Here is a 16,254-nt window from a genome sequence, read left to right on the forward strand (position 1 = left end):
GCCAGCGTAGGGGCCGTCGGGGATGAGGCGACCGAGGGAGGTGCTGCCGACCTTCCGTGACGTCCAGGGACAAGACGGAGCTGTCGACCCTTGGGGCTGGGTGTCCAGGACCGTAGGCTCATGCCTCCGGTCATCTTCGCGCACTTGGACCATCGGGCGGTCTGGCGAGTCCGTTGGTCCGGTGCCCACCTGGGCGATTCCGTGATCGGGGAGGGAAGGGTCCCGCGTGGGTAGTGCGGAAGAAGTAGTAAGCGTGAAGTTGGTGGCTCAGCAGGCTGAGGTTGAATCGGCTGCTTTCGGTGCGTTGCGCGAGTGGGTCGCTGAGGTGCTCGGGCGCGGTCTACGGGCTGATCAGTTCTGGGGTAGGGAAGGGGCTGCGGGCGCAGATGTCGCCCGGTCATACGGCGCAGGGAGCTCGAGCGTCTCAGTTGCTCCTTGGGATTGTGGTGCGTGACAACTTTGGTCCTGATGGGCCAGCAGGGGAACGCGAATATGTGGTCGAGACGGTTCCCGAGGTGTTTGGCACTGTGACACAGATAGGTATCAAGACTGTCCGCGCCGGCGCGACCGGCCTGACGCTGCACATCTCGCTGGTGCCCCGGGTCGACTCTGATGGACTCCATCCTTCTCTGGAGTGGTGGCGGGAGCGTACGGCCCGGTTGCAGGCCGACATACAGGAGCTGGGTCACTGATCTCGGTGCGGGGCGAGACCGGGGGTGATCGGTGCCTTGACCCGCGCAACGTGGGCTCTTGATATTCGTACACACGTTCGACTAGACTGGGGCCCAGGAGCAACGCTTCATCTGAGGGGGTGAGGGGCATGGCGGTCACGGCGATCGAACCGGAGGGGCGCGCGGAGGGCGCCGCGCTCGATGCCCTGGGTGTCGTGGCGGCGACCCGGGCGGGACTGGACGCACGGCTGGTGGAGGCTGCCCGGTTGGTCGTCGCGGTGACCGGTGCTGCCGTCCTGGCTCAGAAGGACTTCACCTCGGTGGACGAGCTGACCGAGGGCCAGCGCACGACGTGGCGGGCGGAGACCAAGCGGGCCGCCTGCGCCGAGGTGCAGGCACGCCTCGGCATGGGCGTCACCGAGGCGCGGCACCTGGTGGGGATGGCCTGCGCACCGGACGGGGTGCGCACCGCGGTGCTCGGTGCGTTGGACCGTGCGGAGGTGACGTGGGACATGGTGCGATCCTTCTGGACTCGCTGCGGCTCGCTCCAGGTCGACGACGCACTCCTGGTCGCCGAAGGCCTCTTCGGGTGTGACCCTCATGTCGTCGTGGCCGAGCGGCTGACGCCGGAGGGTGACCTGCGCGAGCGTCCCTGGCACGAGGCGGACTACGCGGCGGCGCTCGCGCGGGAGGCCGCCCGGGCCGAGGGCGTCGACGTGGCGGCCGAGCGGGAGCGCCGGAGCAAGGCCTACCAGGCCCGCCGGGCGACGATCACCGTGCACGACGACGGCACGGCGACGCTGGAGACGACCGGCCCCGCGCTCTCGCTCATCGCCGCGCACAGCAGGGTCGAGCGGGCCGCTCGCCTGCTGCGCAAACAGGGTGATCCGCGCACCCTGGACCAGCTGCGCTCCGACGTGCTCATGGCGCTCGTCGTCCACGGACAGCTCCCGGTGCCGCAGGACGAGCCCGGCGGAGGCTACCCCCGCCCGCAGTCATCAGGCAGGGGTGCCCCGACCCTGGGCGGGCCAGACGAGTCCGGTGGGAGCAACCCCGGCTCCGGTCCCTCGCCCAGGGACGAGGTGGCCGGACCTCCCGAGGGGTGGGCGGACCTGCTGACACCCGACCTCGAGGCCGTCGCGCGGGTCGTGAGCGGTATGCCGACCGTCGAGCTGCAGGTGATCGTCCCCTGGGACGCGCTCTCCGGCAGGCCTGCCTGCACCACCTGCGCCCCAAGGATGAAACAGGGACCGAGGGACGTGAGCAGCGACCCGGCAGACACGTGCAATGGAGAGGACTCTGACCACCCGACCGGCCCGGACCACCATGTCCCGCATCCGACAGACACGTGCGACGGGCAGGACACTGCCTTCGCCGGCGCCGACGATCATGGCCCCGGCGGACGACAGGGGGTGGGATTGGTGCTCGGGCGGCATCCGGCCTACCTCTCGCCCGGGCAGATCCGGGAGCTGGCGCTGACGCCTGACACCACCCTGGCCCGACTGCTGACCGACCCGGCCGACGGGCGGCTGATCGAGCGGTCCATCGCCGCATACCGGCCCGACGCGGCCATGCGCCGACAGGTCCTCGCCGCCGACGTCTTCTCGCGGGCACCGGGCACGCGCCAACCGGGCGCCGTGTGCGAGCTGGACCACGTCACACCCTGGGCTCCGGAGGGGCCCGGCGGACCGACGTCAGAGACCAATCTCGTCGCGCTCGCCAAGTCGCCGCACCAGCTCAAGACGCTCGGGAGGGCGCTCGCCCAGATCAACGACCTGCGCGACCTCACCTGGACCACGCTGCTCGGCCAGCGCGAGACCACCCGGGTGCACGACTACCGACAGCACGGCGCCGGCCCGGGCCGTGTCTCGACTGCATCCCGCACCGGCCAGCCGGGCGACAAGGGTGCCGATCGGTGGGCGACGGGACAGACGGCGTCGGCGGGGACTGCCGCACCTGACCTGGCCGCTGCGCTCGACCGGGCCGCACCGCTGGACGCTGCCCGCGGTGACGAGCACTCGGCGCAGCGGGACGACCTGGACGCACGGCGCGACCTGCTGAACCGCGCCGTCTATGCCGCTCTCGCGCACCGCGGCCCGGGTGCCTTCCTCACCGACGCCGACGACCACCCCGGGACCGGCGAGCACGGCGGCCCGCTGTCCGGCTGGATGTGGGTCACCCGCACCCAGTCCGGTCGCCGCCGGGACGGCGCAGCGCCCGACACCCCGACGACAGAGGCTGTCCTCGGCCTGGACGGGACAGACACAGCGCATCTGACGTCGGGAGCCGACCAGGGCGTCCGCGCCGAGGACCGGCGCGGACCCGGTCGACCCGGCGCGAACCGCGCGACCGGCGCGACCGGATGGCGCACCTCACCCGGAGAGCCCCCACCCTTCTGATCAGAGGCGGCGACGGCTCAGGTGGAGCACGGTCAGCACCAGCAGGCCGCCCGCGACCAGCTCGGCCAGCAGCAGGCCGGAGGTGCGCCACGCCTCGACACCGATCGTGCCGAGCAGCCCGGGCGTGAGGCCACCCGTCGCCAGCCAGGACAGGACGAGGACCACCAGGGCAACCGTTGTGCACGAGGCGAGCATGATCTGCGCCTTGGTCCACCAGGTCGCCAGCCGCGAGGCCGAGCCCGCCGCGCGGTAGCCCAGCCACCCCCCGGCGACCAACGGCACCAGCGCCATGGCCCAGATCCCCGGCGGCATGGCCCCGGGCTCGGGCAGCGCACCGAGGACCGGGAGCACCGGCAGGTCGCCGGCGGTCGTCTCGCCCCAGCCGACGTGCACCGTGCCCACGGTGACCCCCGACCCGGTGGTCCACCCCAGCGCCCACACCATGAGGTTGGGCAGCGCGAGCAGCTGGCCCACCGTGAGCACGACCGTGCCGACCAGCCCGGCGTCGAGCGAGCCGTAGAGGGTGAGGATGCGCTCGCCCCGCAGCAGGAGCAGGCCGAGCACGAGCAGGAAGGAGACGGCGACCAGCCCGACGAGGACCTCCACGACGGGCGGCAGTGCGCGGCGCACGAGCACCGGGGTGCGTGCCTCGAGGAAGGCGAGACCGGCGTCCACCACCGGATGCTCCTCGCGCCGGTGCTCCCCCCACCAGACGAGACCGAGGGCCACGAGCGGCACGAGCACGACGCCGGGCACCAGGGTGGCCAGGCGCACCGGCGCGAGCCCGAAGCTGGCGGTGTGCGCCACGATCAGCCCCGCGGCGACATAGCCCACGACGAAGGCCGTGCCGTCGGACCCGCCCAGCGCGCTCCACGCCGTGCGCCACCCGCCGATCCGGGGCACACGGGCGGTGAGGTGGTGCCGGCTGAGGACGACCTGGCGCGCGGCATACCAGCAGAGCGCGAGGAAGAGCGCCGTGAGGAGCAGCGGGGCGATCACGACCTCGGCGGCGGGCGTGCGCACCGCGGCGCGATGCGCGAGCGCCCACACGTCGACCCCCACGCCGACCGTCTGCCAGAAGCTCGCGGTGCCCCGTTGCTCGACCACCCACGCCAGGGCCGTCGGGAGCACGACGACGAGCACGCCCAGCAGGACGCACACGACCCCGGCCACCCCTGCCCCGAGCAGCTCCCCGAGGCGCCGGACGGTCAACGTCGGACCGCGCCCCGGGATCTCCTCCCGCGACGCGGCACCCTCGGATCGCCCGCCGCTCCTGGCCCGCTCCACCACAGTCATCGCCTCCATGGTCACGGACGGGGCGCGGAGCCACGGGGAGGCGCGCCGACCGGACAGCCTTGCGCCTGCCTCCGCCATGACAGAACACCCCTTGCGTCCGGTCGGCGCCGGACCCAAGGGGTGTTCGTTCGAGCAGGTGCGTCAGCCCAGGCCGGCGATGATCTCCTTCATCAGCTCGGCGGTCTCGGAGGGCGTCTTGCCGACCTTGACCCCGGCGGCCTCGAGGGCCTCCTTCTTGGCCTCGGCGGTGCCGCTGGAGCCGGAGACGATCGCGCCGGCGTGGCCCATCGTCTTGCCCTCGGGCGCGGTGAAGCCGGCGACGTAGCCGACGACCGGCTTGGTGACGTTGTCCTTGATGTAGGCCGCGGCCCGCTCCTCGGCGTCGCCACCGATCTCACCGATCATGACGATCGCCTCGGTGTCGGGGTCGTCCTGGAAGGCCTGCAGGCAGTCGATGTGGGTGGTCCCGATGATCGGGTCACCGCCGATACCCACCGCGGTGGTGAAGCCGATCTCCTTGAGCTCGTACATCATCTGGTAGGTCAGCGTGCCCGACTTCGACACCAGGCCGATGCGGCCGGGCCCGGTGATGTCGGCGGGGATGATGCCGGCGTTGGACTGTTCCGGGCTGATGAGCCCCGGGCAGTTGGGGCCGATGATCCGGGTGCCGCCCTGCGCCTGGGCGTAGGCGAAGAACTCCGCGGTGTCCTGCACCGGCACGCCCTCGGTGATCACGACGGCCAGCGGCATACCGGCGTCGACCGCCTCGATCACGGCCGCCTTGGTGAAGGCCGGCGGCACGAAGAGCACGGAGACGTTCGCGCCGGTCGCTCCATCGCCTCGGACACCGAGCCGAAGACCGGCACCTGCACGCCGTCCTCGAAGTCCACGGTCTGCCCGGCCTTGCGCGGGTTGACCCCGCCCACGACGCGGGTGCCCGAGCGCAGCATCCGCTGCGTGTGCTTCATGCCCTCGGAGCCGGTCATGCCCTGCACGATGACGGCGGAGTCGTTGTTCAGAAAGATCGCCATGGTGGTCTCTTCTTCTTCCTTCGTATGTCGTTGTCGCAGGTCAGCCGGCGGCCAGCTCGGCGGCCTTGCGGGCGGCGCCGTCCATGGTCTCCTCGATGGTGACCAGCGGGTGGGCGGCCTCGGCGAGGATGGCGCGGCCCTCCTCGACGTTGTTGCCGTCGAGCCGGACCACGAGCGGCTTGGTGGCGTCGTCGCCGAGGATCTCCAGGGCCTTGACGATGCCGTTGGCCACCGCGTCGCAGGCGGTGATCCCGCCGAAGACGTTGACGAAGACCGACTTCACCTGCTCGTCGCCGAGGATGACGTCGAGCCCGTTGCTCATGACCTCCGCGGAGGCACCGCCGCCGATGTCGAGGAAGTTGGCCGGCTTCGCCGTGCCACCGGTGTGGTCCTCACCGGCGTACGCCACGACGTCGAGGGTCGACATGACCAGGCCGGCGCCGTTGCCGATGATGCCGACGTTGCCGTCGAGCTTGACGTAGTTGAGGCCCAGTCCCTTGGCCTTGTTCTCCAGCGGGTCGGCGGAGGCGGCGTCCTCGAGAGCGGCGTGGTCCTCGTGCCGGAAGTCGGCGTTGCCGTCGAGGGTGACCTTGCCGTCCAGCGCCAGGATCGTGCCGTCCTCGGTCTTGACGAGGGGGTTCACCTCGACGAGGGTGGCGTCCTCGTTCTTGTAGACGTCCCACAGCCGGATGAGGACCGGGGCGATCGCGTCGACGTCACCGGTGTCGAAGCCGGCCTGCTCGGCGATCTCGCGGGCCTTCGCGTCGTCGATGCCAGTGTTGGCATCGACCGCGACCCGGGCCAGGGCCTCGGGGCGCTCCTCGGCGAGCGTCTCGATGTCCATGCCGCCCTCCTTGCTGCACATGGCGAGCAGCGAGCGGTTGGTGCGGTCGAGCAGCAGGGAGAAGTAGTACTCCTCGGCGATCTTGGCGCCCTGGGCGATCATCACCGCGCCCACGGTGTGGCCCTTGATGTCCATGCCGAGGATCTGCTCGGCGGCCTCGACGGCCTCCTCGGGGCTCTTGGCGAGCTTGACGCCGCCGGCCTTGCCCCGGCCGCCGACCTTGACCTGCGCCTTGACGACCACGACGCCGCCGCTGTCGGCGCCGACCCGCTCGGCCGCGGGGCCCGCCTCGGACGCCTCGGTCACGACCTCGGCCGCGAGCACGGGCACGCCGTGCTTCTCGAACAGGTCACGTGCCTGGTACTCGAACAGATCCACAGTTGGGCTTCCCGTCTGTCGATGGTGGTTCCGGTATGCCGGTGCTCACCGCTCGACCGCGCCCTGGGCGCCGTCGGCGGCACTGCGTCGCACACTATCGCAGCGGGCAGGTCAGGCCCGCGCCAGCATCGAGCGGATCCTGCGAGCGGCGGGCGACGAGCCTGAGCCCCGTCAGAGCTTGACCAGCGGCGCCACCCGCAGCAGCAGCCGCTTGAGCCCGGCGTCGCCGAAGTCGACATGGGCCATCGTGTGGTTGCCGGTGCCCTCGACGAGCACCACGGTGCCCATGCCGAAGCTGTCGTGCGACACCTTGTCCCCGGCGGCCAGCCCGGCCAGCTCGGCCTCCTGCTCCTGCGTGCGATCCCGCTTCGGCGCGCTCCCCCGGGGGTCGAGCCGCACGGCGGCCGGTCGCCCGCCGCCGGACCAGCCGGACCCGCCGCGCGAGCCCCCGGCATACCCTCCGGACCAGCCGATCCCCTCGGCCGCGGAGCGCCGCCCGGTCATGCTCATCCGGTCGGCGTCGGTGCGCTCCCAGGTCACCAGGTCATCGGGGATCTCGTCGAGGAAGCGCGAGGCGGGGAACCACTGCGGTGCGCCGAAGGCCGACCGGCTGCCCGCGCGCGACAGGTGCAGCTGCTCGCGCGCGCGGGTGATGCCGACGTAGGCCAGCCGCCGCTCCTCCTCCAGCTCGTCCGGGTCATCCAGGCTCCGCTGATGCGGGAAGGTGCCGTCCTCCATCCCGGTGAGGAAGACGACCGGGAACTCCAGACCCTTGGCCGTGTGCAGGGTCATGAGCGTCACGACGCCCTGGTCGACCCCCTCGGCGGCCCCGTCCTCGCCCTCCGGGATCTCGTCGGCGTCCGCCACGAGCGAGACCTGCTCGAGGAAGTTCACGAGACCGCCCTCCGGGTAGTTGTCGTCGAACTCGCGGGCCACGGTGACCAGCTCGGTGAGGTTCTCCACGCGGGTCTCGTCCTGCGGGTCGTGGCTCGCCCGCAGCTCGGCGAGGTAGCCGGTGCGGTCCAGGATCGCCTCCAGCAGCGACCCGATCCCCGAGTCCTCCTGCCCGGCCAGGTCGCCCAGCTCCTCCAGCAGCGCGGTGAAGCCGCCGATCGCCGCGACCGAGCGCGACGCGATGCCCGGCGCGTCGCCGGCGCGGCCCAGCGCCGCGACGAAGGGTATGCGCTCGCGCTCCGCGAGCATCGTCACCGCCGCGACCGCACGGTCGCCGATCCCCCGCTTGGGGGTGTTGAGGATGCGCCGCAGGTTGACGTCGTCGGCCGGGTTGGCGATGACGCGCAGATAGGCGAGCGCGTCCTTGATCTCGCGCCGCTCGTAGAACCGGGTGCCGCCAACCACCTTGTAGGGCAGCCCGGTGCGGACGAGCACCTCCTCCAGGGCACGGGACTGGGCGTTGGTGCGGTAGAAGACGGCCACGTCCCCGGGCCGCACCCCCCGCTCGTCGGCCAGCTCGTCGATCCGGCGGGCGACGAAGGAGGCCTCGTCGTGCTCGGAGTCCGCGACGTAGCCGAGGATGCGCTGACCCTCCCCCGCGTCGGTCCACAGCCGCTTCTCCCGTCGCTTGGGGTTGCGGGCGATGACCGCGTTGGCGGCGGTCAGGATCGTCGACGTCGAGCGGTAGTTCTGCTCCAGCAGGATGGTCCGGGCCTGCGGGTAGTCCTCCTCGAACTCGACGATGTTGCGGATCGTCGCGCCCCGGAAGGCGTAGATCGACTGGTCCGCGTCACCGACGACGCACAACTCGGCGGGAGGCAGCGCGCGGCTGCCCCCGTCGACGATGTCGCCTTCGAAGCCCACCAGCTCGCGCACCAGGGCGTACTGCGCGTGGTTGGTGTCCTGGTACTCGTCCACCATGACGTGCCGGAACCGGCGCCGGTAGTGCTCGCGCACGGCGGGGAAGGCCCGCAGCAGGTGCACCGTGGTGGAGATGATGTCGTCGAAGTCCAGCGCGTTGGCCGCCCGCAGCCGCCGCTGGTACATCGTGTAGGCCTCCGCCACCTTGGCCTCGTAGCTGTTGCTGCCGACGGCCGCGGCGAAGGCCTCGTCGTCGATCAACTCGTTCTTGGCGTTCGACACCTTGGCGAGGAAGGCCCGTGCCGGGTAGCGCTTCGGGTCGAGATCGAGGTCACGGATGACCAGGCCCATCAGCCGTTGGCTGTCGGCGGCGTCGTAGATGGAGAAGGAGCTCTTGAGTCCCGCCGTGGTCGCCTCGCGCCGCAGGATCCGCACGCACGCGGAGTGGAAGGTCGAGACCCACATCGCCTTGGCCCGCGGCCCGACCAGCTGCTCGACCCGCTCGCGCATCTCGGCGGCGGCCTTGTTGGTGAAGGTGATCGCCAGGATCTGCCCCGGGTGGACGTGCCGCTCGGCGAGCAGGTAGGCGATCCGATGCGTCAGCACCCGGGTCTTGCCCGACCCGGCCCCGGCGACGATGAGCAGCGGGCTGCCGTGGTGCGTCACCGCCTCGCGCTGCGGCTCGTTGAGCCCGGCGAGCAGCTCGGCCACCGAGGGGCCCTGCCCCCGCCCCGTGCCCGGCCTCCGCGCACCGAGCCCGTCCGCCCCCGCCTCCCCGGGGTCCTCCCCGGCGACGGCCCACCCCGGCACCCCACGCTCGTCCACCCCACCAGGCCCACCGTCGCCCGGGTCGGCGTGGCCGCTCGCCGCGCGCGCGCTCATGGACGGCACGGGGGCGTCGAAGGGAAGGTGGTCGAACAAGCCGCTCATCGCCTCCCATAGTAGGCAGCCCGGGCGACATGCCCGGTCCGGTCCTCCACAGCCCGCGGCATACGCTGGTGGCGTGACCCCACCCCTCCCGACCGCCGTCGTGACCGGCGGCGCGGCGACCACCCCGAGCTCGGCCTACCTCGACCCGCCCACCCTCATGCTCCTGCTCGGCGGCCTCGCCATCGCCGTCGCCTGCCTGGTCGCCGGTCTCAACGGACGGCCACCGGGCCGGGTCACGGTGGGCCTGAGCTGGCTCCTGCAGGCCGGTGTCGTGGCCTACTGCGCCACCTACGCCGGGCGGCAGCTCGGCGGAGCCTCGCCGGTCGGACCGTCGTGGGAGCTGTGGGCCTATCTCGTCACGATCCTGCTGCTGCCCGCGCTGGCGCTGGTCTGGGCGGGTCAGGAGCCGACGCGGTGGAGCACCTTCGTGCTGGCGGTCGCGGCCTTCGTGGTCGCGGTCATGGGTGCCCGGACGGCGCAGATCTGGTACGGCGTCGGGATGGTCCCGTGAGGCGCCCGACGGCACATCCCGGTGACCGCCGGCACGGACCCGGCCGGGTCATCCTCGCGCTCTACCTCGTCTTCGTCATCGGCACCGTCTCGCGGTCCGCCGCGCAGATCAGCACTCGCTTCGAGGAGGCACCCCTGGCCTACGCCCTCTCCGCGATCGCGGCCGTGGTGTATGTCGTCGCGCTCGTCTCGCTGTCGCTGCGCGGCCGCGCGGCCTGGTGGGTCAGCCTGGTGGCGCTGTCGGTCGAGCTGGTCGGTGTGCTGGTCGTCGGCACGTGGAGCTACCTCGCGCCGCAGATGTTCCCGGACGCGACGGTGTGGAGCCACTTCGGCCAGGGCTACCTCTTCATCCCGCTGGTGCTGCCGGTCGCCGGGCTCTGGTGGCTGCTCTCGGACCGGGGCGCCCGCGCCGTGTCGGCCGGGGACGCCCACACCGGTCCTGCCACCATGGGCCGGGTGGACGAGGGGACGGCGTGAGCGGTGCGGACCGCGCACCGGCGCTGCGTCGCCTGACCTGGCGCGACGGGCTCAGCTCGCTCCTGGGGATCGTCGTGGCGACGCTGCTCATCGCCTACGGCCTGCCGCAGTTCCTGGACACCTCGTGGTCGCAGATCGGGACCCAGCTGGGCCGGGTGCGTCCGGGGACCGCCCTGGTCATGGGGCTGCTGCTCCTCGCGGGGCTGTTCAGCTACACCTGGGTGCTCAGCGGGTCGCTCCCGGGGCTGGGCCACGTGCAGGCGCTCAAGGCCAACGCGGTCTCGGCCACCGCCGCCAACCTGCTGCCGCTGGGCGGCGCCGTGGGCATCGCCCTCATGGCCGCGATGTTCCGCTCCTGGGGTTTCGCCCTGCGGGCGATCTCCACGAGCCTCCTCGTGACCGGGCTGTGGAACGTCCTGGCCCGCATCGCCCTGCCGGTCGTGGGCGCCCTGGTCCTCGTCGCCGGACCGGTCGACGCCCCCGAGGTCGTCGTCCGCAGCGCCTGGGTGGCCGCGGTCCTCGGGGCGCTGCTCGTGGTCGTGGCCGGGGTGTGGGTGCTGTCGGACACGGTGGCCGACCGACTCGCGGCAGGGGTGCGTCGTCTGCTGGGGATGGTCGGCCGGACCACCGTGCGGGGCCAGGCGCCGGACCGGCTGCTCACCGACCAGCGTCACCGGGTGGCCCACGTGGTCCGCACCGGTGGGCTCCCGATGGCCCTGGGGATGACCGGCCAGTTCGTGCTGCTCTTCGGGCTGTACTGGTTCGCCGCGCGGGTCGTCGGGCTCGACCTCCCGCTCGCCGAGCTGGTCTGCGCCTACACCTTCCGCCAGCTCCTCACGGTCGTGGCGGTCACCCCCGGCGGCCTGGGCGTCACCGAGGTGGGCACCGCCGGGATGCTGGTCCTGCTCGGCGGGGACCCGGGAGCGGCGTCGGCGACGGCCCTGCTGTATGCCATCTACGCGCACGTCGTCGTGGTGCCCTTCGGCGTGGCCGCCCTCGTCGCGTGGTGGCTCGGCCCGAGCCGCGCCCTCGCTCCCGGCTCCGCTCAGGAGCCGAGCAACCTGCGCACCTGAGCCTCGTGCGCCCGGGTGGCGACGGTGTCGTCGATCTCCCCGGGCGACCACTGGCCGGTGGCGCGCCGGGCGGCGATCTCCAGCAGCCCGTCGGCCAGGGCCGGGTTGGCCGGCAGGATCGGTCCGTGCAGGTAGGACGCGACGACGTTGCTGGTGCGGGCGCCCTCGTGCCCGTCCGAGCCGTTGTTGCCCTTGCCGTGCCGCACCCGGCCGAAGGGCCTTTGCCCCTCCCCGAGGACGGTCGAGCCGGAGTGGTTCTCGTAGCCCACGACCGACCCGAAGTCGGTGTCCAGCACGACCGGGCCGATCATCCGAGTGGCGTTGCCGCGGGTGGTGACGTCCAGGATCCCCAGGCCGGGCAGGCGCTGGCCCTCCACCGTGATGAAGGCCTCGCCGAAGAGCTGGTACATCCCGCAGATCATGAGCATCGGCAGCCCGTCGGCCGCGAGCTCGCGGAGCCGCCCGGCGTGCCGCTCGAGGTCCTCGGTGACCCGCACCTGGCCGCTGTCCTGCCCGCCCCCGCCCAGCAGCAGGTCGACCCGCTGCGGCCACGGGGCACCCGGGTGGTGGTCGTACACGACGGGCCGGTATCCGTGCCAGCGCAGCCGGGCCGCGAGGCACCGGGTGTTGCCCAGGTCGCCGTAGATGCTCATCTCGCGCGGGTAGAGATGGACGAGGTGGACCTCGCCCTTGTCCGCGGGCACCTGCGCCAGGGCGGCGACGTCGTCGGGCAGGGCGTCCTCGGGTCGCTCACCGGTCCTCTCGCTCATGCGTCCGGGTCCTCTCCGAAGCGGGCCAGCCCGAAGCGCTCGGCCAGCCGTCGCCGCAGGTGCATCATGGCGGTGTAGGTGCAGAAGATGCGCATCGGCTCCCCGGCCGCCTCCCGCAGGAAACGGTCCAGCGCGACGTCGAGGTCGGGCTCGACGTCGCCCACGTCCACGCCGTCGTAGCGCAGCCGCAGGGCCATGTCCCAGCCGCGCACCCCGGAGGTCAGCGCCACGCCGCGATCCCGCAGCGACTCGAAGGAGACGTCGTAGAGCCAGGAGACGTCACGCCCGTCGGCGTAGTTGTCGTTGATCGCCACCATCGTCGCGACCGGTTCGGCGCCATAGGTCCCCAGCGCGACGGTGAAGCCGGCCGGGTTCTTGACCAGGACGAGCTCCAGCGGGCTCCCGCCGGCGTCGACGACCTCGCCCCGGCCGAAGGGCGGCGCGACCCGCGCCAGCGCCGCGCCGGCGTCGGTGGCGCGGAAGTCCTCCCCCAGCAGGTGGCGCGCCATGGCCGTCGCGGCCGTGGCGTTGATCATGGCGGCGAGCCCGCGTTGGCGCAGCCGCACCGGCCCGACGTCCTGCCCGCCCGGGAACCTCACCGTGAAGTCCTGCCCGCCCTCGGCGGGCAGCAGCAGCGCCGCGCGAGACCGCTCCTCCTCGTCGAGCACCGCCCCGCCCTCGTCCTCGGGGCGGACGTCGGCCTCCTGCAGCTCGGGCAGCCGGTCGGCCATGCTCGGGTCCACGCCGAACCACCCGACCGCCACCCCGGTCGCGACACGGCTGCGGATGCGGGAGATGAAGGAGTCGTCGGCGTTGAGCACGACACCCTCGGTCGTCTGCTCCGCCAGGGTGGTGAGCAGGCGCGCCGTGTGGTCGATCTCCGCGAACCGGTCGAGCTGGTCGCGGGCCACGTTGAGCAGCAACGCGTGCGTCGGCGGCACCTGCGCGCTGAAGTGCAGCGCGTGCGCCTCGTCCAGCTCGACCACGGCCACGTCCGCCGCGAGCCGGCCCCGCAGCCCGACCTCGCCGAGCATCGAGGAGATGACCCCCCGGGTGAAGTTGGAGCCGGTGGGATTGGTGAAGACGCGCAGCCCGTGCGCCCGCAGCAGCGCCACCAGCATCTTGGTCGTCGTCGTCTTGCCGTTGGTCCCGCTCACCACGACCACGCCGCGTGGCAACGAGCCGAGGGTATGCCGGAGCACGGCCGGGTCGATCCGCTCGGTCACCAGCCCGGGCAGGGCGGATCCGCCACCGCGCAACCGGGACAGCAGCCGCGCCCCCTTGCCGGCAGCGAGCGCGAGGGTCGTCCTCACTCCCATTCGATCGTCCCCGGAGGCTTGCTGGTCACGTCGAGGGTGACCCGGTTGACCTCCTCGACCTCGTTGGTGATCCGCGAGGAGATGCGCGCCAGGACCTCGTAGGGCAGCCGGGTCCAGTCCGCGGTCATCGCGTCCTCGGAGGAGACCGGGCGCAGCACGACCGGGTGGCCGTAGGTCCGCCCGTCCCCCTGCACGCCGACGGAGCGGACGTCCGCGAGCAGCACGACGGGGCACTGCCAGATGTCCCGGTCCAGCCCGGCGGCGGTGAGCTCCTCCCGGGCGATCGCGTCCGCGCGGCGCAGGACGGCCAGCCGGTCGGCGGTCACCTCGCCGATGATGCGGATGCCCAGGCCCGGGCCGGGGAAGGGCTGGCGCCAGACGATGCCCTCGGGCACGCCGATCTCGAGCCCCACCTGCCGCACCTCGTCCTTGAAGAGGGTGCGCAGCGGCTCGACGAGCTGGAACTGCAGGTCCTCGGGCAGACCGCCCACGTTGTGGTGGCTCTTGATGTTGGCCGCCCCGCTGCCGCCGCCGGACTCCACGACGTCGGGGTAGAGGGTGCCCTGCACCAGCCAGCGGACCGGGTGGTCCCCCTGGTCGCCGCCGCCCCCGTCCGACGGGCCTCCGTCCGAGGCGTGCGCGCGCACGACGTCGCGGGCCGCCTGCTCGAAGACCCGGATGAACTCGCGGCCGATGATCTTGCGCTTCTCCTCCGGGTCGGTCACCCCGGCCAGGGCGGCCAGGAAGCGCTCCCGGGCGTCGACGACGACGAGGTCGACCCCCGTCGCCTGCACGAAGTCGGTCTCGACCTGCTCGGCCTCACCCTCTCGCAGGAGTCCGTGGTCGACGAAGACGCAGGTCAGCTGGTCCCCGACGGCGCGCTGCACCAGGGCGGCCGCGACCGAGGAGTCGACGCCACCGGAGAGCCCGCAGATGACCCGGTCCTGACCGATCTGGGCCCGCGCCTGCTCGACCAGGCTCTCGGCGACGTTCTCGCTCGTCCACGACGGGGTGATCCCGGCTCCCGTGGTGAGGAAGTTGACGAGCACCTCCTGGCCGTGGGCGGAGTGGAGGACCTCGGGGTGCCACTGGACGCCGTAGAGCCGGCGCTCGTCGTCCTCGAAGGCGGCCACCGGCGCGCCGGGGGTGCGTGCGGACACGGCGCAGCCTCGGGGGCCTGGGTCACGGCGTCGCCGTGCGACATCCAGACGACCTGCTGCTCGGGCTGCCCGGCGAAGAGCGTGCTCGGCGGACCGGTCACCGTCGCGTCGGTCTGGCCGTACTCCCGGCTCCCGGTGCGTTCGACCGTCCCGCCGAGGGCCCGCACCATCGCCTGGAAGCCGTAGCAGATGCCGAGCACCGGCACCCCCGCGGTGACGACGGCCTCCTCCAGCCCGGGTGCGCCGTCGGCATACACCGAGGCGGGCCCACCGGAGAGGATGATGGCCGCCGGGTCCTTGGCGAGCATCTCCGCGGCGGGCATCGTGTGGGGGACGATCTCGCTGTAGCAGTCCGCCTCGCGGACCCTGCGGGCGATGAGCTGGGCATACTGCGCGCCGAAGTCGACGACCAGCACGGTGTCGCGGCGCACGTCGAGCGAGGGGGCCGAGGTCACGGCGTCACCCTACCGGCGCCCGCACCGGCCTCCGCGATCCGGGCCGCGGCGTCGCCGGCGACGCGGTGCTCCACCCAGAAGGAGAGGAAGGGCACGCACCCGGCGAGCATGACGCCCACCATCCTGCCCAGCCCCCAGCGCAGCTCGAAGCCCAGCAGGGCGGTCGCGACGAGGTAGACCATGTAGAACCAGCCGTGCGGGGAGGGCCACCACGCCAGGAGGTCGTTGTCGAAGCCGTAGCGCAGCACCATGTGGGCGACGAGCAGCAGCAGCCCGACCCCGACCACGAAGGCCATGACACGGAAGAACAGCAGCTTGGCGCGGGGGGTCATCGTCGGGTCTCCTCGGTGACGGGTGCTGGTGCGGAGTGCGGCAGCGACGGAGGCTGCCTCGGTGTCCGGCCACGCCGGGCGGCGTCGTGCAAGAACCGGAGGTACATGAAGATCGCGAAGGCGGCGAAGACGAACCACTGCAGCCCGTAGCCGACGTTGCGCCACACGATGCCGTCCTCGCCGAAGACCGGCGGCGGCACCCGTTGCACGGCGGGGTCGGTGAGCGCGGGCTGCTCCTGCACCATGAAGATGAAGGCGTCGTAGATGGGGGCGTCCCAGTCGTTGGCCAGATCGGCGGTGTCGATGGAGCCGCGCTGTCCCGCGGGCAGGCCCGAGGGCCCGGGCGACTCCGCCGGCGCCAGCGTGCCGGTCAGGGACACGGTGACGCTGTCGTCGGGCGTGCCGGCATCCTCGGGCGAGGTCACGAAGCCGCGGACCACCGGGAGCAGCGCCTCCTCCGTCCCCGCGTCGGTCCGCACCGGGGTCACCACCCAGTAGCCGCGCTCCCCCTCCAGCAGCCGGTCCGGGACGAGGAACTGCCGGCCGGGGTCGTAGCGGCCCTCCACCGCGACGGGGCGGCCGGCCCCCTCGGCGGGGAAGGTCGACCGGGGGGCGATGAGCTGCTCGACGGGCACCGTGGGGCGGCTCGCCTGCTCCTGCGAGGACTCGCGCGAGGCCGTGCTCGTGCTCACCCCGAGCTGCCACATCCCGAGCTGGTAGAAGGAGATGACCACGACCACGAGCAGCGCCAGCAGGGCCAGCCAGGCGGGCTTGAGCGCGGTGCGGATCACCGC

Annotated in this window: 11 protein-coding genes and 2 pseudogenes; 4 read left to right on the forward strand and 9 right to left on the reverse strand. The window is 72.6% G+C overall.

What is annotated here, in order from left to right; translation table 11 throughout:
* Positions 1-820 precede the first annotated feature (820 nt).
* Positions 821-3,070 (forward strand): HNH endonuclease signature motif containing protein, encoded by a 2,250-nt coding sequence (locus BJF80_RS08055; protein ID WP_075812750.1) that lies wholly within the window; start codon positions 821-823, stop codon positions 3,068-3,070.
* Here the strand turns inward: BJF80_RS08055 and BJF80_RS08060 are convergent, their stop codons facing one another.
* The 4 genes and pseudogenes from BJF80_RS08060 to pcrA form a co-directional block, all read right to left on the reverse strand.
* Positions 3,071-4,366, reverse strand: coding sequence for a cell division protein PerM (locus tag BJF80_RS08060; RefSeq protein WP_143554037.1), 1,296 nt, complete (start codon positions 4,364-4,366; stop codon positions 3,071-3,073).
* 141 nt (positions 4,367-4,507) lie between these two features.
* A pseudogene (gene sucD / locus BJF80_RS08065) lies at positions 4,508-5,397 on the reverse strand (succinate--CoA ligase subunit alpha).
* A gap of 40 nt (positions 5,398-5,437) precedes the next feature.
* Positions 5,438-6,619, reverse strand: coding sequence for an ADP-forming succinate--CoA ligase subunit beta (gene sucC, locus BJF80_RS08070; protein ID WP_022924997.1), 1,182 nt, complete (start codon positions 6,617-6,619; stop codon positions 5,438-5,440).
* A 171-nt stretch (positions 6,620-6,790) separates the two neighbouring features.
* On the reverse strand, positions 6,791-9,364 hold the full coding sequence (gene pcrA / locus BJF80_RS08075; RefSeq protein ID WP_075812754.1) for a DNA helicase PcrA: 2,574 nt from the start codon (positions 9,362-9,364) through the stop codon (positions 6,791-6,793).
* Between the two features lie 73 nt (positions 9,365-9,437).
* Between pcrA and BJF80_RS08080 the strand changes: the two genes are divergently transcribed.
* From BJF80_RS08080 to BJF80_RS08090, 3 genes are read left to right on the forward strand one after another with little or no spacing between them, the layout of a single operon-like run.
* Positions 9,438-9,875 carry a hypothetical protein gene (locus BJF80_RS08080; protein WP_022924999.1) on the forward strand — a complete coding sequence of 146 codons (438 nt, stop codon included), beginning with the start codon at positions 9,438-9,440 and terminating at the stop codon, positions 9,873-9,875.
* Complete coding sequence (locus BJF80_RS08085; RefSeq protein WP_075812756.1) at positions 9,872-10,351, forward strand: hypothetical protein; 480 nt, start codon at positions 9,872-9,874, stop codon at positions 10,349-10,351. The genes BJF80_RS08080 and BJF80_RS08085 overlap by 4 nt, the downstream gene beginning before the upstream one ends.
* Positions 10,348-11,424: a lysylphosphatidylglycerol synthase transmembrane domain-containing protein gene (locus tag BJF80_RS08090; RefSeq protein ID WP_158068500.1), complete on the forward strand. Its 1,077-nt coding sequence runs from the start codon at positions 10,348-10,350 to the stop codon at positions 11,422-11,424. The genes BJF80_RS08085 and BJF80_RS08090 overlap by 4 nt, the downstream gene beginning before the upstream one ends.
* On the opposite strand, the gene BJF80_RS08095 is transcribed toward BJF80_RS08090, so the two are convergent.
* The 5 genes and pseudogenes from BJF80_RS08095 to BJF80_RS08115 all read right to left on the reverse strand — a co-directional run bounded on the left by BJF80_RS08095 (position 11,397) and on the right by BJF80_RS08115 (position 16,251).
* Positions 11,397-12,194: a type 1 glutamine amidotransferase gene (locus BJF80_RS08095; RefSeq protein ID WP_083673540.1), complete on the reverse strand. Its 798-nt coding sequence runs from the start codon at positions 12,192-12,194 to the stop codon at positions 11,397-11,399. The two genes, BJF80_RS08090 and BJF80_RS08095, sit on opposite strands and share 28 nt — an antisense overlap.
* Entirely contained in the window at positions 12,191-13,513 is a 1,323-nt protein-coding gene (locus tag BJF80_RS08100; protein WP_033418826.1) for a Mur ligase family protein, read from the reverse strand. The genes BJF80_RS08095 and BJF80_RS08100 overlap by 4 nt, the downstream gene beginning before the upstream one ends.
* A pseudogene (gene guaA, locus BJF80_RS08105) lies at positions 13,504-15,128 on the reverse strand (glutamine-hydrolyzing GMP synthase). The gene BJF80_RS08100 and the pseudogene guaA overlap by 10 nt, the downstream one beginning before the upstream one ends.
* On the reverse strand, positions 15,125-15,460 hold the full coding sequence (locus tag BJF80_RS08110; protein ID WP_022925005.1) for a DUF3817 domain-containing protein: 336 nt from the start codon (positions 15,458-15,460) through the stop codon (positions 15,125-15,127). Before BJF80_RS08110 ends, guaA begins: the two are co-directional and overlap by 4 nt.
* The gene (locus BJF80_RS08115) at positions 15,457-16,251 is read right to left on the reverse strand and encodes an SURF1 family protein (RefSeq protein WP_075812758.1); all 795 of its coding nucleotides are present in this window, start codon (positions 16,249-16,251) and stop codon (positions 15,457-15,459) included. Before BJF80_RS08115 ends, BJF80_RS08110 begins: the two co-directional genes overlap by 4 nt.
* Positions 16,252-16,254 lie beyond the last annotated feature (3 nt).

This window comes from Serinicoccus sp. CUA-874 (genome assembly GCF_001942225.1).
GTDB classification, from domain to species: domain Bacteria; phylum Actinomycetota; class Actinomycetes; order Actinomycetales; family Dermatophilaceae; genus Ornithinicoccus; species Ornithinicoccus marinus.